Consider the following 20,185-nt stretch of genomic DNA (forward strand, 5'->3'; position numbering starts at 1 on the left):
AACAAAACATGAAAAACATTTTTCAATCCGCAATAACTGGCGAAGTTATTAGTAGGATTAACAATCTTACCTCATCAACACCTCAACTTTGGGGTAAAATGAATGTTGCGCAAATGTTAGCGCACTGCAATGTAAGCTATGAATTGGTTTATGAGAACACACACCCAAAACCAAACGCTTTTATGAGACTTATTATGAAAGTAGTGGTTAAAAATTTAGTAGTTAGTGAGAAACCGTACAAGAAAAACAGTCAAACAGCGCCAGCATTTGTAATTTCAGACCAAAAGGAATTTGATAATGAAAAAGCAAGACTGATTGCCTATATTAATAAAACACAAGAGTTAGGAGAGACGCATTTTGATGGAAAAGAATCACATTCATTTGGAAAGCTTACAAAAACCGAATGGAATAATATGTTTTACAAACACTTAGATCATCATTTAGGACAATTTGGGGTTTAAAAAAGTCTCAACTGCCCCTAAATAAGTCCTAAATAAAACCGCAAAAAAGCAAATTGTTGCTTAACTTGTATAGACAAAATTCTAACCAAAACATTAAGAATGGCAAAACCACTAGTTACCTGTCTTTTGTTTGATGGACAAGCAGAGGAAGCAGCAAAATTTTATTGTACAGTTTTCAAAAATTCAAAAATTACCCAGGTAACACCAATGGTAGTTACTTTTGAGTTGAACGGAAACAAATTTATGGGTTTAAATGGTGGCCCAAAATTAAAATTTGATGAAGCAATTTCATTTGTGGTGAGTTGTGATACACAAGATGAATGATTACTATTGGGAAACTTTTACCAAAGATGGTGGAGCAGAAAGCATGTGTGGGTGGGTAAAAGACAAGTTTGGAGTTTCCTGGCAAATTGCACCCGCTAATATCGTCGAACTATTATCCAACCCTGAAAAGGCTACGCGGGTAATGGATGTAGTGATGCAAATGAAAAAACTGGATATAGCTAAAATTGAAAATGCTTAAATAACCTAATTACAGTGAATGAAGCGATTAACGATAATTATTGCGTTAATCATCCCGCTTTTCTTTTGTACCTCTTGGGGTTTCTTTGCACACCAAAGAATAAATAACCTGGCTGTTTTCACTTTACCAAATGGCATGATTGGTTTCTACAAAAAGAATGTAAAATACATTACCGAACATGCTGTAGATCCTGATAAACGTAGGTATGCTGATACTTTGGAAGCACCAAGGCATTACTTAGACGTAGAAAACTATGAGAAAAGTATCGATAGCATTCCCGAAAAATGGAACGATGCTTTAGCTAAGTACGGTAAAAAGCATTTAAATGAAAATGGCATTGTTCCATGGCAAATTCAGCGAACGTATTATAGTTTAGTTAAAGCTTTCGAAACCCGAGTTTCCATTAAAATCTTAAAGTATTCTGCCGATTTAGGTCATTATATTGGCGATGCTCATGTTCCTTTACATACCACTTCTAATCACAATGGTCAAACAACTAACCAGGTTGGTATACATGCCTTTTGGGAAAGCCGTTTACCTGAATTATTCTCGACGAATTACAGCTTTATTGTGGGCAGGGCAACTTACATCGAAAACCCTTTAAAAGAAGCCTGGAAAATAACAAAACACACTCATACCTTACTTGATACCGTTTTAACCTTTGAGAAAGAATTAAGCATATCATTTCCATCGGATAAGAAGTATAGTTTCTCTGAACGGAATAATACAGTTTTGAAGCAATATTCTTTAGCATATTCAAAAGCCTATCACGATAAAATGAATAATATGGTAGAAAAACAAATGCGTTCTGCAATATTAGAAATTGGCTCTTTCTGGTATTCTGCCTGGGTTGATGCAGGGCAACCCGAACTCAAAAATCTCATTAAAATTGAGGTTAACAAAGGCATAAAAAAGAGGAAGAAGAAGCGGAAAAGAAATACCAGAATGGTAAAATATTAGGAAGAGAGATTTAAACAAAAAAAGCGAGCATTATTGCTCGCCTTTTTTAATACTTATAGTTGAGTTTAGTTCTCACCCTCAATAATTTTTTCTATTTTTTTTGGTTGAAGACGGCTTTTTACCGCTGCCCAAATTGCAGGCACAAAGGTTACAACGGCTATAAAAACAATAACCAGTTCGAAATTATTTTTAATGATCGGAATTTGACCCAGCACATAACCGCCCAATAATAAAGCTACGATCCAAGTTATGCCACCTATAATGTTAAAATAAGTAAATCTACCAAATGGCATTTTAGCTATGCCTGCTACAAACGGAGCTATCGTTCTGAAAATTGGCAAAAAGCGGCTAAAAATTATTGCTTTACCACCATGTTTTTCGAAAAATTCATGCGATTGTTCATAATATTTAAGTTTTAAAATCTTATTATCTTCCTTAAATACACCAGCGCCTAAAACACTTCCTAATTTGAAATTAACTGTATTACCTAAAATTGCCGCAACAATTAAAATCAATAGCATAACCCAAATATTTAAACCAGTTTCATGCTCACCAGCTATTAATGCACCCATTGCAAACAATAAGGAATCACCAGGCAAAAATGGTAAAACAACTAATCCTGTTTCAGCAAAAATTATAAGGAATAATATTAAGTAAGTCCAAGTTTGATAATCGTTAACAATTTGTGCTAAATGGACATCGATGTGAAGAATAAAATCTATGAGTTGCTGTAGTAATTCCAATGTATCTGATTTTGAGCAAAAATAGGAATATCAATTTGATAAAAAGCCGTTTCTGAAATATTAATTGAATTTGATTAATTGTTGACAATTAATCGCTCCCTTAACTTCCCTTTATTTACTCCTTTATTAACACCATCAATGATTATGGTATAGGTTTTACCTTTATAAAAATTGGTAGCAGGTATGGTGTCAATTACACTTGTTGAATCAACAAGATTTAAAAATATTTTAGCGTTAGAATCTGGTTTTAATACAATGTATCCAGAATTTTCTCCATTTGCTAAAGAAGCTGTAAAAGATGATGTCCTGTTCCTGATATTAACTTTTGAATCCAAAGTGTATCCTAAATTTATAAAGAATAGCCTTGCATTAGTAGGATCAGGAGTCAAATTATCCTCATAAATCGTTAGCAAAGAATCTATCTCTGAAGTTTTAGCGTAAAAAACTGAATAATTTTTTCCTATACCAAAAGTATATTTTATAGAATCACCAATTTTCGTAGTTCCTGTGTTTTTGGCTAAAATGTTGTATTCCTTATCACCCTCGTAAACCAGATAATCTGTACTGTTACCATAAGATATTCCTGTAGTAGTCGTTCTTCTAATTCCGTTTAAATAGAAATCCTGAGAAAGCTGATCAACATTATTGAAGAACCGAACCTTAGTATCTCCTTTAATTAAATTATCGTTTTTAACACAGGCCGTAATTAAGCAAACTGCTGTAAATAGAAAAGATAGTTTTAAAAAGTTAAAGGCTTTGAAATTCATACAGGTAATATCTTATACGCAAAGATAGCTTTTGTATTTCAATTAGGTAAACTGTAACTAATTATACTCGATAAGATGAGCTTCTAATGTTGCAGCAGTTAAGCCGCTAAACCAAATTGTATAAATTTTACCTGGAATTAAATCTGTGGCAGCGATAGTTTTAATACTTCCTGAGCCCACAACATTGTACCTTAATGCAGCACCTGCATCTAATGAAAAATAATTGGATGCTTCTTTAAATAGTAAGCCATTAACAAATTGCGCACCTGCTTGTACAGTTACATTAATACCCGTTGCAAAATTTGGCGATAAATTTATGAGCCTGATTTTTGCAGTCGCCATATCAGAAATACTTAAATTATCTTCATAACTAACTATTTCTCTATTCGCATTTCTATCAGAAACTAAAAAAGTACTATAAGTTAATGATGGAGTAAAATTTAAATTCGTACTTGTATTTAAATTATTTGAAGCCTGGTAGCTCAGGTTTCTGTTTCCAGATGGGATTGTTAAATAATCGCTTGTTTCACCAAAGGTTAAAGCGGCAGAAGTTAACTTTTCATTATCAATGTAAACATCTTGTTTAGTTTCTGTTTGCACGGCATTAGTAACTTTAATTTTAGTTTGTCCCTGAACAATTAAATCGGGATCTTTCTTACTACAGGAAGTAATACATAAAAAGCAAACTGCAAGCAGAATTGCCTGGGTGATTGAGACACGTTTTGTAAAGATTTTCATAGGTAGTTGTACTTGGTTATAACCAAAATGGCTTGGTCAAAAACCAAGCCATTTCCCTATAAAAACTAAAGATTTAGTAGTTTCTAATAACTATTATTTAACATAACTGGCATAACTAACATTAAAACATCTTCGTTTTCATCATTAGTTTGCGGTATTAATAAGCCTGCTCTATTTGGTGTAGAAAGTTCTAAAGTAACTTCATCGCCACTTAAGTTACTTAGCATTTCAATCAAGAAACGTGCATTAAAGCCGATTTCTAAGTCTTCACCATCATATTGACAGCTTAAACGCTCGTGTGCTTCGTTTGCAAAATCCAAATCTTCTGACGATATATTTAACTCACTTCCATTAATTTTCAACCTAACCTGGTGAGTAGTTTTATTAGCAAAAATTACTACTCTACGAAGCGTATTTAAAAATAAACTTCTATCAATTACTAATTTATTAGGGTTATTTTGCGGGATAACTGCCTCGTAATCAGGATAACGTTCGTCTATTAAACGACACACTAAATTGATATTATCGAACTTAAAGAAAGCGCTGGTTGCATTATAATCAACTGATACATTAATATCATTTGAAGGCAAGGCGCCTTTTAAAAGTGTTAAAGCTTTTTTTGGTAAAATAAACGATGTTGCTTTATCAGCTTTGCTATCCATACGACGGTAACGAACCAATTTATGAGCATCGGTAGCTACGAATGTAATGTGCTGAGGCGATAACTGACAGTAAACACCTGTCATTGCTGGACGTAACTCATCGTTACTAACCGCAAATATAGTTTTGGTAATTGCTTCTGTTAAAACAGATGCTGGTAAATTTACCGATGAAGCGTTTTCTACAACAGGAATTTTTGGAAAATCATCACCGTTTTCACCGCTCAATTTATATTTACCTTCGCCTGCACTAATTTCGATTGCGAAAGTTGCATCGTCAATATTAAAAGCAATTGGCTGATCTGGTAAAGTTTTAAGCGTATCTAATAAAATTTTAGATGGAACGGCAACTTTTCCCTCTTCTTTTGATTCTACAGCTAAGGCAGTAGTCATACTGGTTTGTAAATCAGTAGCGGAGATGGTTAAATTACCATCTTTAATTTCAAAAAGAAAATTTTCTAGTATAGGTAAAACTGTACTGCTGCTAGATGCACCGTTAACAGTTTGTAGATGTTTTAATAAAGTTGATGTGGATACAATAAATCTCATGATATCAATTAGTCTTCTTCAAAAATATAAAAATTATTTAGCGTACTTGTACTTGCGGTAATAATGTTGAAAAATTGCAAATAATATTAACAATAATAAGGGAACTATAATATTTAAAACCTGCCATTTGGTTTTTTCCAGTTTAATTTTTGCCTTATCAAGCAATCTGATTTTAACGTCTTTGTTTCTTAACGCAATTAAGTTATCATCATCAGTAAAATAATCAACAATATTTAAAAGTAGTGCTTTATTTCCGTAAGTCCGCTGTGTATATCTATCAAAGCCTAATGGCAATGGCGAATTATCTTTAGCGACAACCTGGTTTTTAAATAAATCTCCATCGCCTATAACTACCATTTTGCTTGGCTTACCAACTGCAACGTTTGTGAAAGGTGTAGAAATTCCCGCTGGCAAAGGTCTTCCTGCAAAAACTGACTGAAAATTCCCTTCTAATAAAACGCCTGCACTTTGCATTGGATTTTGAAATGTTTTGGGGTCGGGCTGTTCTGCAACCATTTGTAAGGAGAACTGTTTAGGCACGTTAAATACCCTATTAAATGCAGAAGTAGTTAAAATATAAGTTTTCTTAATTCCTTTTGAACCAATTGTATCAACGGTACTTGGAAATTCGGATTTAATTCCATCTAAATTTTTTACTAAACTCGCAGCGGTATCAGGCAATAAAATTGGGTAGTACAACCAAGGTACAAGCTGTATTTGTGGCTGACCACCAACATTTCCAGTAGAAACAGGAATTTCGGCGCTATTCTTATCGGCAATTACATTGTAATTAATTCTAGCTCCATACATAAACAGCATATCATCTAGGTTCAGGTTTTTATTTAAAACCATCTGGCTGCCTTTTCCTCTTAAGCTATCCAATTCTGCCGAAATTTGATCGATACTCCAAAGCACCCGACCGCCATTCATTACGAAGTAATTGATTTTATATTTTTCAGCTTCGGTAAACGCGGTTTGAGGCTTAACTACAATTAGCATTTTTAATTTATCCAAGCCTGCTTTATCTATGGTATTTAGGTTAACTCGCCCAACTTCGTAACTATTTGCCAGTGTGTGCATGGCATCATAAAGCTGTAAATCGGAAGGCTCTGCGTTCGATTCAGTAAATCCAATTCGAGGATTATTTCCGCCAATTACTTTTTTAATGCTTGAAGTAAAAATATATTCTAAATTTTCGATAGAGCGATTGATATTGTCTTCATAACTGCCCCCAGCATCTAAATTTTGAAACAATTTAACTGGCATTTGTTTGCCATCGCTTTCTACCATTGCCATCGGAAAAACCAATTTTTGAGTTAATCCGTTTTCTGTTTTTACGCTTAAATTAGTAGCTTCTATACCTTGCTGATAAAGATTATTAATTACCGTATCCTGATCTGCAGTATTAAAGCCTGCAAGTGGATCGATAAATACAACTTTTAAATCTGTGTTTGAATAAGCTTTGTAATCGGTTAATAAATCTTTAACAGATGCTTGCAAACGCTTAAAGGCCGCAGGTAACTCTCCATTTAAAAACACAGTAATTATGATCGGTTTCTCTGTACCTTTCAGTAGTTTTTTAGTTTTATCACTTAAAGTAAAGCGCTTATCGGCAGTAAAATCGAAACGATGAAAAATGTATTTCCCTCCAATATTTAACAATATTAAAGCGACTAATACCAATCCAAAATTTATCCATTTATTATTGATTTTCATTTTCTCTTCCCTCCCGCTGCAAGTTTTGTAAACAATAAAAACACTGTTGAAAAACTAATAAAATAAACTAAATCACGTGTATCTAACACGCCCCGACTAATAGATTGGTAATGTTGATTAATACCAAAAGAGGCTATTGTAGTTTCAAAACTTTGCATGGATAAAAGCTGGCTGGAATAATCGAAACCTAAAAAGGCAAAAGCACATAATGCAGCAGAAATTGCAAAAGCGATGATCTGATTCTTGGTTAAGGCAGAAGCAAAAACTCCGATTGAGGTAAAGGCTGAGCCTAATAAAAACAAACCAATATAAGAGCCAATTACAGCACCTGAATCGATATTACCTTCTGGTAAACCTAATTTTGAAATAGAATAATAGTAAACCAATGTTGGTATTAATGCTAAAAGAACCAATACTAAACAGGCTAAATACTTTGCAATAACAATTTGCCAAAGTGTAATTGGCTTGGTAATTAAAAGTTCATAAGTTCCTTCTCTCCTTTCTTCGGCGAAAGAGCGCATAGTAATTGCTGGAATTAGAAACATAAAAAGATATGGAACCAGACTAAAAAAACCATTTAGTTCTGCATAGCCATAATCAAGTAGCGAAGTATCCGGAAAAAACCAAAGTAAAAGTCCAGAAACGGCTAAAAAAACTCCAATGGTTACATAAGCAACCATCGAATTTAAAAAACTAAATAATTCGCGTTTAAATACTGCGTACATACAATGTTAAAATGCCGAAGTTAACTAAATAATTGGGCAAATTAAAGACGTAAAAAAAGGGTAATTAGGTAAATAAAGTTATTTGAAAAGGTTTTTGAACAGCTGATTAATTAAGACGGTATGTTTTTGCTATAAAGCGAAAACGTAAGCAAAACGAACACCCAGAAAACCTTTTGTGCTCGATGTATTGAGAAATGTCATACTTTCATTCTTGCCTGTCCAACCTTCGTATCTTATACCTAAATCCAGTTTATTTTTGCCCGATAAGTTGAATATATTTCCTAAACCTGGTGACCAGGCAAACAATGTTTTTTGACCGTTATTTAAAGCCAACGCTGCCCCAAGTTGACCCTCAACGTAAAAAGTTTCGCTTAAATAGTATTTTAATCCTGCTTTTAATGGAGCGTAGGTTAAATCCTGAACGTTTAATAGTTGGTTTCTCTTACCAAAGAAATTTGTAATACCACCATTTAAAGTTAATGCAAACGATGAAGCTATTGGAAATTCTGCTTTAATCGATCCACCTAAACCAATATTAGAAATCGCAGCAAAATTACGTGACGGAAGTCCGAACTCTGCACCAATATCAATTTTAACAGCATTTTGAGCTTTAATTACAAAAGAAATAAAAAGCATCGATGCAAATAAAGCAAAACGAATTTTCAACATAAATTATGCGGTAAGTTTTCTAAAAATATCTTCTAACGAATTTTCATTATAAGCCTTTTTAATTCCTTCAAGTGAATCGTTTGCCACAATTTTACCTTTATTAATAATTATGATGTCATCGCAAATGGCTTCCACTTCTTGCATAATATGTGTGGAAATTACAACCGTTTTATTCTTTCCTAATTCTCTTATCAAAGCACGAATATCAACCAACTGATTTGGATCTAAACCCGATGTAGGTTCATCTAAAATTAAAACATCAGGATTATGAATAATTGCCTGCGCTAATCCTACCCTTTGGCGATAGCCTTTTGATAACGTGCCAATTTTTTTATGTTGTTGGGGAATTAAACCTACCATTTTAATTACTTCATCAATCCTTACACTTAAATTTTTCAGTTCATAAGTTTGGCCAACAAAGTTGAGGAACTCCTTTACATACATATCTGCATAAAGTGGCGTATTCTCTGGCAGATAACCAATATGCTTTTTTGCTTCAATTGCTTGCGTTAAAATATTCTTATTCGAAATTTGAGCTTCCCCTGATGTTGGTTCCAGATAGCCAGTAAGCATACGCATTGTTGTAGATTTACCAGCTCCGTTCGGACCAAGAAAACCCAAAATACGACCAGGTTTTGCATCGAAACTTATCGAATCGACTGCTATTTGTTTATCGTAATGCTTGGAAAGGTTTTTAACTGAAATACTCATGGTAAAAATTTTAAACGCAAAGAATACAAAGTTTTTTAAACGATCGTTATGCTTTTAATTAACGTATACTGAACTTATCTTTTTATTATACCTAAACTTATCTAATTGCTCTGCAGCCTGACCAATATTATCTGATGATAAAATATCGGCTCCATTATTTACCAAATGATAATAAACGTTTTTAGCAGGGTTTGCAATCGAACTTTTATCAATATTACCCATTGTACCTAAAATAGTGGCAATACCTTTGTCGTGAAGGTATTTGTAAAGTTCTTTATCAGGTGCAGAAACCCCTACAAAAGCTACAATTTTATCACTAGGAATACCTAAACTATTTAATCTTTTTAGTTCGGCTTTCTTTTGTACTGATGCAGAAATCATTAAATCGGGTGCCAACTGATGTACCTCTTGAGCTTGATTAGCGGTGTAAGTGATAATTATTGAATTGCTTTGTACCTTATATTGCTTAACTTTTTCGATAACTTTTGCATAAGAAACGCCTTTCTTTAAGTCGATGGTTAGTAAAACCTTTCCTTTACTCCAGCTTAAAACGCTATCCAAAGTTGGTATTTTGAATTTTGTTTCCTTTCCATCGTCGTCTTTTAAATTAAAAGTCTTTAATTCCTCGTAAGTATAATTTCCGATTGGACCTTTACCTGTCGATGTTCTGTCAAGATTATCATCATGCATGATTACCATTACCGAATCTTTACTGTAAGCAATATCGAATTCGATTACCATCGGATTATAAGTTGTGGCATTTTCGAAAGTTTCGATGCAGTTTTCAGGGAAACCTGGCATTGGGCCGCCACGATGGGCACTAATTAACGGAAAACGGTTTTCTGGCGACCATTTTAAGAATTTATACAATTCTTGGGTGTTGTTAAATTTAATATAATGATGAACTTTTTCTTCTTGATTGCAGGATGTAAAAACCGATACCAAGGCTAATAAAATCAAATGATAAAATTTCATGCTTCAAAAATAGGAAAAAATGGAAGATGTAAGATGTAAAACAGAATTCTTAGCGGTATGCATTTAAAACATAAATAGATTTATATTTTTTGCCTCTTAAACCCGATTGCAGCGGAAATACTTTTAAAATTGCAACAACGATAAACTAGCTGTCAGAAGTTTTTAAAAGATTGCAGCAAAAAGCGGGACTACAGAACCTGACTAGCACTACAATTGCTTTTCTAAAAAATTTAGAGCTGTAAAGCATTTTTACGAACATCAAACCAAGCATTTCTACTTTAATCTTTCTGCTTTAGTCTTTCAGCTCAAAATAATTATCTTTGCCTCCATTATGGCTCAAAAGAATAACGACGAACAATTTAAAAATGTAATATCACATGCTAAGGAATACGGTTTCGTGTTTCAAAGCAGCGAAATATATGATGGCTTAAGTGCCGTTTACGATTATGGCCAATTGGGTGCCGAGTTAAAAAACAACATTAAATCGTACTGGTGGAAAGCCATGGTACAAATGCATGAAAACATTGTAGGAATTGATTCTGCAATTTTTATGCACCCGAAAGTTTGGAAAGCCAGCGGACACGTTGATGGTTTTAACGACCCGATGATTGACAATAAGGATTCGAAAAAACGTTACCGTGCCGATCAATTATTAGAAAATAAAATTGATGAGTTATATTCTGAACTAGCCAATTTTAGTACAGAGAACAAGGCTAAGTTTGAGGAATTTCAACAAGAAATTTTAGGATTAAGTGATGAAGGACAAGCGGCCTGGATTCCTGGATTTAAGGAAGAAGTTTCGATTTTAGATAACGCCAAATATCCTTTTGTTGATGAGGCTAGCTGGAGATTTGTGAAAAAAGGCTTGGTGCTTGAAGTTGAAATGAACCTGGCTTTAAAAGCTGAAAACTTAGCACAGCTGAAAGATTTAATTGTAGATTATAAAGTAATTTGCCCGATTTCGAAAACATCTAACTGGACGGATGTTCGCCAGTTTAACCTAATGTTTAGCACGCAATTTGGTGCAATGGCAGAAGGTAGTGATGAAGTTTATCTTCGCCCTGAAACGGCACAAGGTATTTTCGTAAACTTCTTGAACGTTCAAAAATCGGGAAGGATGAAAATTCCTTTCGGTATTGCGCAAATTGGTAAAGCTTTTAGAAATGAAGTGATTGCCCGCCAGTTTATTATGCGTATGCGTGAATTTGAGCAAATGGAAATGCAATTTTTCGTTCGCCCAGGTGAAGACAAAAAATGGTTTGAATATTGGAAGGAAGCTCGCTTAAAATGGCACCAAGCTTTAGGAACATCTCCTGACAAATATCGTTACCACGACCATGTTAAGTTAGCGCATTATGCAAATGCGGCTACTGACATTGAGTTTGAATTCCCTTTCGGATTTAAAGAAGTGGAAGGTATTCACAGTAGAACTGATTTCGATTTAACACAGCATCAGGAGTTTTCGGGAAAGAAAATGCAATATTTCGATAACGATTTAAACGAAGAAGGTAAACCTTACGGAAATTATGTTCCTTACGTAATCGAAACTTCAATTGGTTTAGATCGAATGTTTTTGTTAACGATGATTAATGCTTTCGAAGAACAGGATTTAAGCACTGAAGACAAACAGGATAGCCGTACTTTATTACGTTTACACCCTGCTTTAGCACCTTACAAAGTGGCTGTTTTCCCTTTAACAAAAAAGGATGGCTTACCAGAAAAAGCTCGTGAAATTATGGATGCATTGAAATTCGATTTCAATTGTATTTATGAAGAAAAAGATGCAATTGGTAAACGTTACCGTCGTCAGGATGCAATTGGTACGCCTTTCTGCTTAACTGTAGATCACCAAAGCTTAGAGGATAACACGGTTACGATTCGTCATCGCGATAGCATGGAACAGGAACGTGTTGCCATTGCCGATTTAACAAATATTATTGGAAAAGCAGTTAGCTGGAAAAATTTATTAGCGTAATTTACCGTTTTCGAAACCTAAGAACTTTAGGTTAGATATTTATAATATTTAAGTCGCAGGTTTAAACTTGCGGCTTTTTTCATGCAAAATCCAATAAATCCTATCGAATAATAAAAAATCTGATGGATTTACATAGATTTTCGATTGAGGCTTTATTAATTTATTTTATCTTAGCCAACTAATTAATTAACACTAAAAAAGTTACGCTCGTGAAAGTATTTTTCAAATTATGCTTATTGGCATTAACCTGTCTTATCTTTACCTCATCTTGTAAAAAAGAAATCAATTATCATCCTGAATGGAATACCTCATCAATGAGTGCAAAAATTGATGGTATTTTATTAGAATGCACCCTAGCTACAGCTCAATTTTATAATGTTGGGGCACAAACAACTGCTCAGATTTCTGGTCTTAAAGGAACAAGTGGTTTTACTTTAATGATCAATGATTTTAAAGGCGTTGGCACTTATAATGTTGCCGATAATAATATCGCAACATATCTTTCTGGCAATACAGGCCCATCAGAATCGTATATGGCAAACTCTATTGGAACAATAAAGATTACGAGCTATACCGATCAAAACATAATTACTGGCACATTCGAATTTAAAGGCGAAAATCCATCAAACTCAACAACAAAAAACATTACTGAAGGGCAATTTAGCATAAGTTTAGCACCTGTTAAACTTCCAGAAACGAACAATAGTACAAATAACTTAAGTGCTAAGGTAGATGGAGTTTTAACTGGTTTTACTGGCGAAGCAGTTCAAATTAACGTCCCTCTTCTTGGTAATGTGCTAACAATAACAAGTATTAACGGCGATAAACGTATAATAATAGGAATTATTGGCTACAAGGGTGTTGGCACTTATAATTTAGCAAGTGATGGAACTGGCGGTTATATGAAAGATCAAACAGCAACTGGCTCATTTTCATCAGACAGTGGTACTTTAATAATTACCAGTGATGCAAATAATAAGTTGAAAGGAACCTTTGCTTTTAAAGCCCCAAATGATGATAGTTCGATAAAAACATCGGTAAATATTACTGAGGGAACTTTTGATTTACCTTTCAGTAAAAAATAAGGCTTTACTTTTAACCAGATTTGCTCAAATTCACGGGCCAGATCTGGTTAAAATTATCGTATTTTCAATTATATCAATCGATTGAATTTAACCGTTTAACCTAAAACACACAAAGAATATAGAATTGAAATATTAATGATTTGGAAATAATTAAATTTGAGTTAACCAAATTTATACTATGAATCAGATCAAATTATTTTTCGTTATCACTATTTTTCTGTGTTCTTCTTTTATTGCAATTGCACAAACCAAAAAGACTAAATTCAAAGTAATTGCCTTTTATACTGCAAAAAACGACTTAGCGCATATTAGTTTTGTGCACGAAGCTAATAAGCAGTTTCCAGAAATGGCCAGTAAAAATAATTTCGGATATGATTCTACCTCGAACTGGAATAATTTAAACGCAGAATTTCTTTCTAAGTACCAAGTGGTGCTGTTTTTGGATACAAGACCAGAAAAACCCGAACAAAGAGCCGCATTTCAAAAATATATGGAAAACGGAGGTGCATGGCTAGGCTTCCATTTTTCTGCTTTTGCTTTAGAAAAATCAGCTTATGACATGAATTGGGATTGGTATCACAACACATTTTTAGGATCTGGTGGTTATGGTAGTAATACATGGCGACCAACAGCTGCCATTTTAAGGCTCGAGGATAAGAAACACCCAGTAACTAAGAACCTTCCAAATACATTCAAATCGCAACCCAACGAATGGTATCGCTGGCAAAATGATTTAACTAAAAATCCAGATATTAAAATTTTAATAGCCATCGATTCAACAAGTTTTCCATTAGGAACTGGGCCAAAACAACATGAAATATGGAAAAGTGGTTACTACCCTGTAGTTTGGAGCAATAAAAAATATAAAATGGTTTATGTAAACATGGGCCATAACGATATGGATTATGAACATAAATACGATAATACAAACAAAACATTATCCTTTACTTTTGATAATGAAATTCAAAATAAAATGATTTTGAATAGTTTAATTTGGTTGGGTACAGGTAAAAAAATAAAGTAATCATTAATTTATCCATCATCGGGTTTATATTTGATGAATACTCAAAATTATAGATGAAAATTCCACAGAAATTCTTTGCTCGTCAACATGAAATTGCAGCCGATTATTTAAAGGAATTGGATAAGCACCTTGATGACATCGTTTCGGGCAGGGCAACAGAAATGTTTGAGGTTAGAGATTTTGCTGCTCTGTTATTTGTACATCCAACACATTTCAGTAACACGATTAAATCGGCAACAGGCCATTCCCCATGTTTTTTCTTCGAAGAGCGTTTAATGGAAATTTCAAAATCGATGTTGCAAAATGTAAGCACACCAATTTCTGAAATCGCCCGAATTTTAACCTACGATCCATCAAACTTCACCAAGTTTTTTAAACACTTTGAAGGCAAAACGCCAAAGCAATATCGCGAAGAATACTTCAATTCGTTAACAAAAAAGGAAACTGTCACCATATAAAACTTAAGTACTCACCATTTTTCCTTAACGTATCACCATTTTCATCACTACTTTCCATTTAACTTTGTTTATCAAATTAAAAGAAAATGGAAAAACAAAATAAAATAGTATTGGTAACTGGCGGTAGTCGCGGTTTAGGCAAAAATGCAGCAACACATTTAGCAAAAAAAGGTTTTGATGTAATTTTAACTTATCAATCGAAAAAAGATGATGCAGATGAAACTGTTAGAGAATTAAAAGCAATTGGTGTTAATGCAGCGGCTTTACAGTTAGATGTAGCAGATAGCAAAACATTTGATTCTTTTTTTGAAGAAGTGAAAACAGTCTTAAAATCTGTTTTTAATGCAGAAAAATTCGACTATTTGGTTAATAATGCTGGAGTTGGAATTTATAATTCATTTGCAGAAACTACGGAAGAACAATTCGATACTTTAGTAAACATTCAATTTAAAGGAGCATTTTTTTTAACTCAAAAAGCATTGGCTCTTTTAAATGATGGTGGTGGCATTGTTAATATTTCGAGTGGATTGGCTCGTTTTGCTTTACCAGGTTATGCGGCTTATGCATCGATGAAAGGCGCCATGGAAACGCTTACAAAATATCAGGCTAAAGAATTAGGTGCACGCGGGATAAATGTAAACATTGTTGCACCTGGCGCAATAGAAACAGATTTTGGTGGAGGTGCGGTTCGCGACAATGAACAATTAAATAAAATGATAGCATCGCAAACTGCTTTGGGCCGCGTTGGTTTACCAGATGACATTGGTGGCGTAGTAGCCTTTTTATGTACACAAGATGCAAAATGGATTAATGCACAACGCATTGAAGCATCAGGTGGTATGTTTTTATAATTTTGGCCACGGAAGCAAAGAAAATTAGATTAATTACTCTCGGTCGGTTAATCACCGACCGAGAGTTTGAAATGTCAATTGTATTAGAACTCGGAATGACTAATCTAAGTTTAATTCCCATACCAATCGTGCTGATTGACACGAGTAATCTGAGCCTTTCCAATTTCTGTTAAGTATCTTTTCGCACTAACTAAGGTTTTATACTCACGCTCATCATAATTTGAAGATGTTGGTAATAAGCTGCTAATTTTAACCATTCCAGCTGATTGAATAAATTCGCCGTTTCCCATGTATATCGCGGTATGCGTTACTCTTCCGCCCATATTACCGCGAAGTTTAGCTGCAGCAAAAAAAAGCAAATCGCCAGCTTTTAAATTTTTCAAACATTTATCAAGACTTGTAGAATCTCCTTCCAATACGTCAACGTCTACGCCTACTAAAGCCTGTTGAGAGGCATCTCTTGGAATCACAACCCCATTTAAAAAGTAACTGGTTTTAGTAAATCCACTACAATCTACCCCTTTCACCGATGTTCCGCCCCACAAATACGGAACACCGATTAGTGTTTTGGCCGTTTTGAGAATTGCCTCAGCGTCAGGATTTGGCTTCTTCTGCCATTCTGAGAACAACTTAGCATCCGCTTTCTTAATATACCCAATTCTCTTATCAGGAAAACTTACTTTGTAAAAACCTTTTTCCTCACTTGTTAAAACCAAAATATTGCCCTTAACCAAATCAGAAACTCGAATAGAATTTACATCAGGCTTACTAAAAGCATGACCAAAATCTTCTAAATAAATTATTCGTGTGGATTTTTTCCAGGCATCAAATTCTTGCTTGTTCATTAAACTAACTGCGGTTCCATCGGTATAAGATAAATAACCATCAGGTGTGCGAACCAAATAATAACCGCTTTGTTTTTTCAAAACTTCCACAGGCGTTCCTAAAATCATTTGCGTCATCATTTCGGCTGCATTTTGTGGCGCAGCCCGATTGTTGCAAACAGAAAGATTTGCCAATCCATACTCAAGTCCGTTTAGATTTTTAGCAGGCAATAACGAATTTACCTTTGTATAACCTGTAACGCCTGAAACTTGTTTATCTAAAGCAGCCAAAGCTTCTGCCGAAGTACTTTCTACAAAAATACTATCACCCTTAAATTGTGTATTAAAGTAAATAGACCTCTTATCTGGAGCATATTCCTTTTTTATTTGATTGAAAACATTTTTGAAACTTGCCGTATCAATTTGCGCCTTTACTGCAATGGAAATTAAAAAAAAGCAGAACAGAATAATTGGTTTTTTCATAGTTTTTAACAAAAATTAAAAATACTAATAATACTTTTCACCACCTGTAACTAATTGCTCACCGAGCTTAATTCCAGTTAAATTTTAAAATCTAAAAATAAATAATTTTAAAAGGCGTTATCCATAAAATGCCAAACATGTACCGTCCAATTTCTATCTTCATTTTCTTTTTGTTTAACACGGGCATTGCTTTAGGGCAAAATTGGACAGATGCCGAATTTAAAAAAGCCAATACAGCCGTAAACGCTGATTACTTAACTAATGAAGAAAAAAATGTTGTTTTGTACATGAACCTCATCCGCCTCGATGGCGAAAAATTTTATTACACCTTTTTAGAAGATTACATTAATAATTACAATTCAAAAGTTAGGCAATATAGAAATTACAACGAGTTAAAAATCGCACGCAATAACTCCTATTATTTATCCTTATTAAAACATGTTAAAGGCGTAAAAAACCTTCCAATGTTTTATCCTGATGAAAAACTAACATCATTAAGCCGAAGCCATGCAATAGATTTAAACCGAAATAATTTAGAATCGCATGATAGTAGTAATGGTGATAAGTTTTCAAAACGCCTCGCTAAAGACTTCCCAAACAAGACAATGAGTGAAAACATAGATTTTGGCTTTTCTAACAGCTTAGATATCGTATGTCATTTACTGTTAGATTGCGGCGTTCCAACACTTGGGCATAGGTTTAATCTTCTAGATCAAAAAAATAAACTAAACACGGTTGGCGTTAGTATTCAGCCTCATCCATCCTATAGTTGGTGCGCTGTAATAGATTATGTTTCGCAACCTACTTTTTACACCAACAATCGCTAAAAATTCTTAAATTTAATTTATACTTTTTTGAGCTAGAACATATCAATAATATCTATGTTGAAATAGATAATAACAGTTTGCTTTAGCGATTAAATAACCTCAATTTTATAGCAACATAATAAAACATAAACTATGAGCGAAAAGAAAAAACTTACTTCAGCATCGGGCATACCGTATGCAAGTAATGAAGATAGTATGACAGCTGGTCCACGCGGCCCGATATTAATTCAAGATTTCATTCTCCATGAAAAAATGGCTCATTTTAATCGTGAGCGCATACCTGAACGCGTTGTGCATGCTAAAGGTTCTGGCGCTTACGGCACTTTTACCGTTACTCACGATATTACAAAGTACACAAAGGCTAAACTTTTTTCTGAAATTGGAAAGCAAACCAAAACTTTTTTGCGTTTCTCTACCGTAGGTGGCGAAAAAGGTTCTGCAGATAGCGAACGCGATCCTCGTGGTTTTGCATTGAAATTTTACACCGAAGATGGTAACTGGGATTTAGTTGGAAATAACACCCCCGTTTTCTTTGTAAAAGACCCTAAAAAATTTGGCGACTTTATTCATACCCAAAAAAGAGATCCTCAAACCAATATGAAAAGCCCAACTATGATGTGGGATTTTTGGAGTTTAAATCCCGAAAGTTTACATCAGGTTTTAATTTTAATGAGCGATAGAGGAACACCATTCTCTTACCGCCACATGGATGGTTTTGGTAGTCATACATTTTCTTTTTACAATGCAAACGATGAGCGCTTTTATGTAAAGTTTCATTTTAAAACAAAACAGGGCATTCAAAATTTTACAAATGACGAAGCTGTGGATATGAAGTCGCAAGACCCAGATCATTCGCAACGCGATTTGTTTGAATCGATTGAAAGAGGCGAATTTCCAAAATGGACATTAAAAGTTCAAATTATGCCTTTCGCAGATGCAAAAACTTACCATTTAAACCCTTTCGATTTAACTAAAGTTTGGCCACATGGCGATTATCCTTTAATCGAAGTTGGAGAATTGGAATTAAACGAAAACCCTGACAATTATTACGCACACGTAGAACAGGCCGCTTTTGCACCTGCACACGTGGTTGATGGAATTTATTACTCTCCTGATAAAATGCTTCAAGGTCGTATTTTATCTTACCCCGATGCACAACGTTATCGTTTGGGTGGTAATTACGAACAAATCCCAGTAAACCGTTGTCCTTTTATGACAAATAATTATCAACGCGATGGCTTAATGGCTGTAAATGGCAATGGTGGTTCTAATCCCAATTATTTCCCGAATAGCTTCGACGATATCGAGGTTGACGAAAGTTATAAGCAACCAGCATGGCCGTTAGATTCGCTTATGGCAGATCAATACGATAGAAACGCTGAAGGTGAAAACGACCATTACACGCAACCAGGAAATCTGTTTAGATTAATGGATCCTGAAGCTAAAAAGAATACAATTGCAAATATTGTTGGCGCAATGGGCGGTATAAATGGCGTTAAAAAAGACGAAATTGTTAATCGCCAGCTTTGCCACTGGTTTCGAGCCGATATGAATTTAGGTTTAGGCATTGCAAAAGGACTTGATTTAAATCTCGATAAGGCAATGGAGGGCATGGTACATGCAGATCCTACGCATAAAGCAACAAACAATTAATTTTTAAATATGAAAAGTCCTGATTTTAAAATCAGGACTTTTTTGTTTTCTATCTAAAATAAATATTTTAAAAAATTACCTTTGCAGGCTTAGGTACAAATAATGCGCAAATTAATTTTAGCAATAATAGATTTTTTTCACCCACCGTTTAAAAAATATATTTCATTACACAATTTCAGGTATTTAGCAACAGGTGGCGGCACCTTGTTATTAGGTATATTAAGTTATTACTTTGCCTACTTTTTTATATTCAAAACTGATGAAGTAAATTTTGGCTTAATTGTAGTTCAGCGAGAAACTGCATCATTATTTGTAGATTATTTAGTTGCAATTCCGACCAGTTTTTTACTTAATAAATATGTAATATTTACCCATAGTAAGCTAAAAGGGCGTGTTCAGTTTTTCAGGTTTTTAAACCTCCAAATCATTAATATCCTGGCCAACTACGTATTGTTAAAATTTTTACTCGAGCTTTTAAGAGATTATCCAACCTTAGCCATGTTATCTAGAATTGCCGTTTCTGTTTTAATGGCGCTTTTTAGCTACATATACCAACACTATTTTACTTTTAGCGTGAAAAAAATTGGCGATAAAAAGCATTAATTTAATTTGAAAAGCAAGTTTCTAAGCTTTTAGGGTACAGCAGTCCCGCCTTCGTTTCAATCTTTTTATCAATGTAATGCTGCGCTTGTCTAAGTACTGCACCAAAAAAGTATTTCTCACTAAAGTCGGGTTTAGGTGGCTTACATTTGTAATTCTATTACCCGCTGGTTGCATATAACCCGTTTGTGGCTCAAAACTTTGTTTGT

Annotated in this window: 22 protein-coding genes; 12 read left to right on the plus strand and 10 right to left on the minus strand. The window is 34.2% G+C overall.

What is annotated here, in order from left to right; all coding sequences use genetic code 11:
• Nucleotides 1–8: 8 nt before the first annotated feature.
• The 4 genes from ABD692_RS02620 (at nt 9) to ABD692_RS02635 (ending at nt 1,944) form a co-directional block, all read left to right on the plus strand.
• Complete coding sequence (locus ABD692_RS02620; RefSeq protein WP_344764713.1) at nt 9–461, plus strand: DUF1569 domain-containing protein; 453 nt, start codon at nt 9–11, stop codon at nt 459–461.
• 99 nt (nt 462–560) lie between these two features.
• Nucleotides 561–785: a VOC family protein gene (locus ABD692_RS02625; RefSeq protein ID WP_344764715.1), complete on the plus strand. Its 225-nt coding sequence runs from the start codon at nt 561–563 to the stop codon at nt 783–785.
• Entirely contained in the window at nt 778–984 is a 207-nt protein-coding gene (locus ABD692_RS02630; protein WP_344764717.1) for a VOC family protein, read from the plus strand. The genes ABD692_RS02625 and ABD692_RS02630 overlap by 8 nt, the downstream gene beginning before the upstream one ends.
• Before the next feature lie 18 nt (nt 985–1,002).
• Nucleotides 1,003–1,944, plus strand: a complete 942-nt coding sequence (locus ABD692_RS02635) for a zinc dependent phospholipase C family protein (protein WP_344764719.1) — start codon at nt 1,003–1,005, stop codon at nt 1,942–1,944.
• Nucleotides 1,945–2,009: 65 nt separating this feature from the next.
• Here the strand turns inward: ABD692_RS02635 and ABD692_RS02640 are convergent, their stop codons facing one another.
• The 9 genes from ABD692_RS02640 to ABD692_RS02680 form a co-directional block, all read right to left on the minus strand.
• Nucleotides 2,010–2,687: a DedA family protein gene (locus ABD692_RS02640; protein ID WP_316759218.1), complete on the minus strand. Its 678-nt coding sequence runs from the start codon at nt 2,685–2,687 to the stop codon at nt 2,010–2,012.
• A gap of 74 nt (nt 2,688–2,761) precedes the next feature.
• Nucleotides 2,762–3,454 (minus strand): DUF4397 domain-containing protein, encoded by a 693-nt coding sequence (locus ABD692_RS02645; protein ID WP_344764722.1) that lies wholly within the window; start codon nt 3,452–3,454, stop codon nt 2,762–2,764.
• 57 nt (nt 3,455–3,511) lie between these two features.
• A complete protein-coding gene (locus ABD692_RS02650; protein ID WP_344764724.1) occupies nt 3,512–4,192 on the minus strand; it encodes a DUF4397 domain-containing protein in 681 nt (226 codons plus the stop codon).
• An 83-nt stretch (nt 4,193–4,275) separates the two neighbouring features.
• A complete protein-coding gene (gene dnaN / locus ABD692_RS02655; RefSeq protein ID WP_316759227.1) occupies nt 4,276–5,400 on the minus strand; it encodes a DNA polymerase III subunit beta in 1,125 nt (374 codons plus the stop codon).
• A gap of 33 nt (nt 5,401–5,433) precedes the next feature.
• Complete coding sequence (gene gldG, locus ABD692_RS02660) at nt 5,434–7,116, minus strand: gliding motility-associated ABC transporter substrate-binding protein GldG (RefSeq protein ID WP_344764726.1); 1,683 nt, start codon at nt 7,114–7,116, stop codon at nt 5,434–5,436.
• A complete protein-coding gene (gene gldF, locus ABD692_RS02665) occupies nt 7,113–7,841 on the minus strand; it encodes a gliding motility-associated ABC transporter permease subunit GldF (protein ID WP_344764728.1) in 729 nt (242 codons plus the stop codon). The genes gldG and gldF overlap by 4 nt, the downstream gene beginning before the upstream one ends.
• A gap of 129 nt (nt 7,842–7,970) precedes the next feature.
• On the minus strand, nt 7,971–8,510 hold the full coding sequence (locus ABD692_RS02670) for a porin family protein (RefSeq protein WP_344764730.1): 540 nt from the start codon (nt 8,508–8,510) through the stop codon (nt 7,971–7,973).
• Nucleotides 8,511–8,513: 3 nt separating this feature from the next.
• Complete coding sequence (locus tag ABD692_RS02675; RefSeq protein WP_344764732.1) at nt 8,514–9,221, minus strand: ATP-binding cassette domain-containing protein; 708 nt, start codon at nt 9,219–9,221, stop codon at nt 8,514–8,516.
• Nucleotides 9,222–9,275: 54 nt separating this feature from the next.
• Nucleotides 9,276–10,196, minus strand: a complete 921-nt coding sequence (locus tag ABD692_RS02680; RefSeq protein ID WP_344764734.1) for a glycerophosphodiester phosphodiesterase family protein — start codon at nt 10,194–10,196, stop codon at nt 9,276–9,278.
• 331 nt (nt 10,197–10,527) lie between these two features.
• Here ABD692_RS02680 and ABD692_RS02685 point away from each other — a divergent pair, with 331 nt between their 5' ends.
• The 5 genes from ABD692_RS02685 to ABD692_RS02705 all read left to right on the plus strand — a co-directional run bounded on the left by ABD692_RS02685 (nt 10,528) and on the right by ABD692_RS02705 (nt 15,589).
• Nucleotides 10,528–12,171, plus strand: a complete 1,644-nt coding sequence (locus tag ABD692_RS02685; protein WP_344764736.1) for a glycine--tRNA ligase — start codon at nt 10,528–10,530, stop codon at nt 12,169–12,171.
• Between the two features lie 209 nt (nt 12,172–12,380).
• Entirely contained in the window at nt 12,381–13,256 is an 876-nt protein-coding gene (locus ABD692_RS02690) for a DUF6252 domain-containing protein (protein ID WP_344764738.1), read from the plus strand.
• A gap of 178 nt (nt 13,257–13,434) precedes the next feature.
• Nucleotides 13,435–14,280 carry a ThuA domain-containing protein gene (locus tag ABD692_RS02695; protein ID WP_344764740.1) on the plus strand — a complete coding sequence of 282 codons (846 nt, stop codon included), beginning with the start codon at nt 13,435–13,437 and terminating at the stop codon, nt 14,278–14,280.
• Nucleotides 14,281–14,333: 53 nt separating this feature from the next.
• On the plus strand, nt 14,334–14,738 hold the full coding sequence (locus tag ABD692_RS02700; protein WP_316759251.1) for a helix-turn-helix domain-containing protein: 405 nt from the start codon (nt 14,334–14,336) through the stop codon (nt 14,736–14,738).
• A gap of 86 nt (nt 14,739–14,824) precedes the next feature.
• Nucleotides 14,825–15,589: an SDR family NAD(P)-dependent oxidoreductase gene (locus tag ABD692_RS02705; RefSeq protein WP_344764743.1), complete on the plus strand. Its 765-nt coding sequence runs from the start codon at nt 14,825–14,827 to the stop codon at nt 15,587–15,589.
• Nucleotides 15,590–15,699: 110 nt separating this feature from the next.
• On the opposite strand, the gene ABD692_RS02710 is transcribed toward ABD692_RS02705, so the two are convergent.
• Entirely contained in the window at nt 15,700–16,896 is a 1,197-nt protein-coding gene (locus tag ABD692_RS02710; protein ID WP_344764745.1) for an NlpC/P60 family protein, read from the minus strand.
• Between the two features lie 137 nt (nt 16,897–17,033).
• On the opposite strand from ABD692_RS02710, the gene ABD692_RS02715 reads away from it, so the two are divergent.
• From ABD692_RS02715 to ABD692_RS02725, 3 genes are all read left to right on the plus strand, one after another.
• On the plus strand, nt 17,034–17,723 hold the full coding sequence (locus ABD692_RS02715) for a CAP domain-containing protein (protein ID WP_344764747.1): 690 nt from the start codon (nt 17,034–17,036) through the stop codon (nt 17,721–17,723).
• 132 nt (nt 17,724–17,855) lie between these two features.
• A complete protein-coding gene (locus ABD692_RS02720) occupies nt 17,856–19,376 on the plus strand; it encodes a catalase (RefSeq protein WP_344764749.1) in 1,521 nt (506 codons plus the stop codon).
• 102 nt (nt 19,377–19,478) lie between these two features.
• Nucleotides 19,479–19,979 carry a GtrA family protein gene (locus tag ABD692_RS02725; RefSeq protein ID WP_344764751.1) on the plus strand — a complete coding sequence of 167 codons (501 nt, stop codon included), beginning with the start codon at nt 19,479–19,481 and terminating at the stop codon, nt 19,977–19,979.
• Nucleotides 19,980–20,185: the final 206 nt, after the last annotated feature.

The sequence above is a fragment of the Pedobacter ginsengiterrae genome (genome assembly GCF_039537385.1).
Lineage (GTDB): Bacteria > Bacteroidota > Bacteroidia > Sphingobacteriales > Sphingobacteriaceae > Pedobacter > Pedobacter ginsengiterrae.

Coding starts and splice junctions, on each gene's coding strand:
- ABD692_RS02620 (WP_344764713.1), top strand. CDS start 9: ATGAAAAACATTTTTCAATCCGCAATAACTGGCGAAGTTATTAGTAGG.
- ABD692_RS02625 (WP_344764715.1), top strand. CDS start 561: ATGGCAAAACCACTAGTTACCTGTCTTTTGTTTGATGGACAAGCAGAG.
- ABD692_RS02630 (WP_344764717.1), top strand. CDS start 778: ATGAATGATTACTATTGGGAAACTTTTACCAAAGATGGTGGAGCAGAA.
- ABD692_RS02635 (WP_344764719.1), top strand. CDS start 1,003: ATGAAGCGATTAACGATAATTATTGCGTTAATCATCCCGCTTTTCTTT.
- ABD692_RS02645 (WP_344764722.1), bottom strand. CDS start 3,454: ATGAATTTCAAAGCCTTTAACTTTTTAAAACTATCTTTTCTATTTACA.
- ABD692_RS02650 (WP_344764724.1), bottom strand. CDS start 4,192: ATGAAAATCTTTACAAAACGTGTCTCAATCACCCAGGCAATTCTGCTT.
- dnaN (WP_316759227.1), bottom strand. CDS start 5,400: ATGAGATTTATTGTATCCACATCAACTTTATTAAAACATCTACAAACT.
- gldG (WP_344764726.1), bottom strand. CDS start 7,116: ATGAAAATCAATAATAAATGGATAAATTTTGGATTGGTATTAGTCGCT.
- gldF (WP_344764728.1), bottom strand. CDS start 7,841: ATGTACGCAGTATTTAAACGCGAATTATTTAGTTTTTTAAATTCGATG.
- ABD692_RS02670 (WP_344764730.1), bottom strand. CDS start 8,510: ATGTTGAAAATTCGTTTTGCTTTATTTGCATCGATGCTTTTTATTTCT.
- ABD692_RS02675 (WP_344764732.1), bottom strand. CDS start 9,221: ATGAGTATTTCAGTTAAAAACCTTTCCAAGCATTACGATAAACAAATA.
- ABD692_RS02680 (WP_344764734.1), bottom strand. CDS start 10,196: ATGAAATTTTATCATTTGATTTTATTAGCCTTGGTATCGGTTTTTACA.
- ABD692_RS02685 (WP_344764736.1), top strand. CDS start 10,528: ATGGCTCAAAAGAATAACGACGAACAATTTAAAAATGTAATATCACAT.
- ABD692_RS02695 (WP_344764740.1), top strand. CDS start 13,435: ATGAATCAGATCAAATTATTTTTCGTTATCACTATTTTTCTGTGTTCT.
- ABD692_RS02700 (WP_316759251.1), top strand. CDS start 14,334: ATGAAAATTCCACAGAAATTCTTTGCTCGTCAACATGAAATTGCAGCC.
- ABD692_RS02705 (WP_344764743.1), top strand. CDS start 14,825: ATGGAAAAACAAAATAAAATAGTATTGGTAACTGGCGGTAGTCGCGGT.
- ABD692_RS02710 (WP_344764745.1), bottom strand. CDS start 16,896: ATGAAAAAACCAATTATTCTGTTCTGCTTTTTTTTAATTTCCATTGCA.
- ABD692_RS02715 (WP_344764747.1), top strand. CDS start 17,034: ATGTACCGTCCAATTTCTATCTTCATTTTCTTTTTGTTTAACACGGGC.
- ABD692_RS02720 (WP_344764749.1), top strand. CDS start 17,856: ATGAGCGAAAAGAAAAAACTTACTTCAGCATCGGGCATACCGTATGCA.
- ABD692_RS02725 (WP_344764751.1), top strand. CDS start 19,479: ATGCGCAAATTAATTTTAGCAATAATAGATTTTTTTCACCCACCGTTT.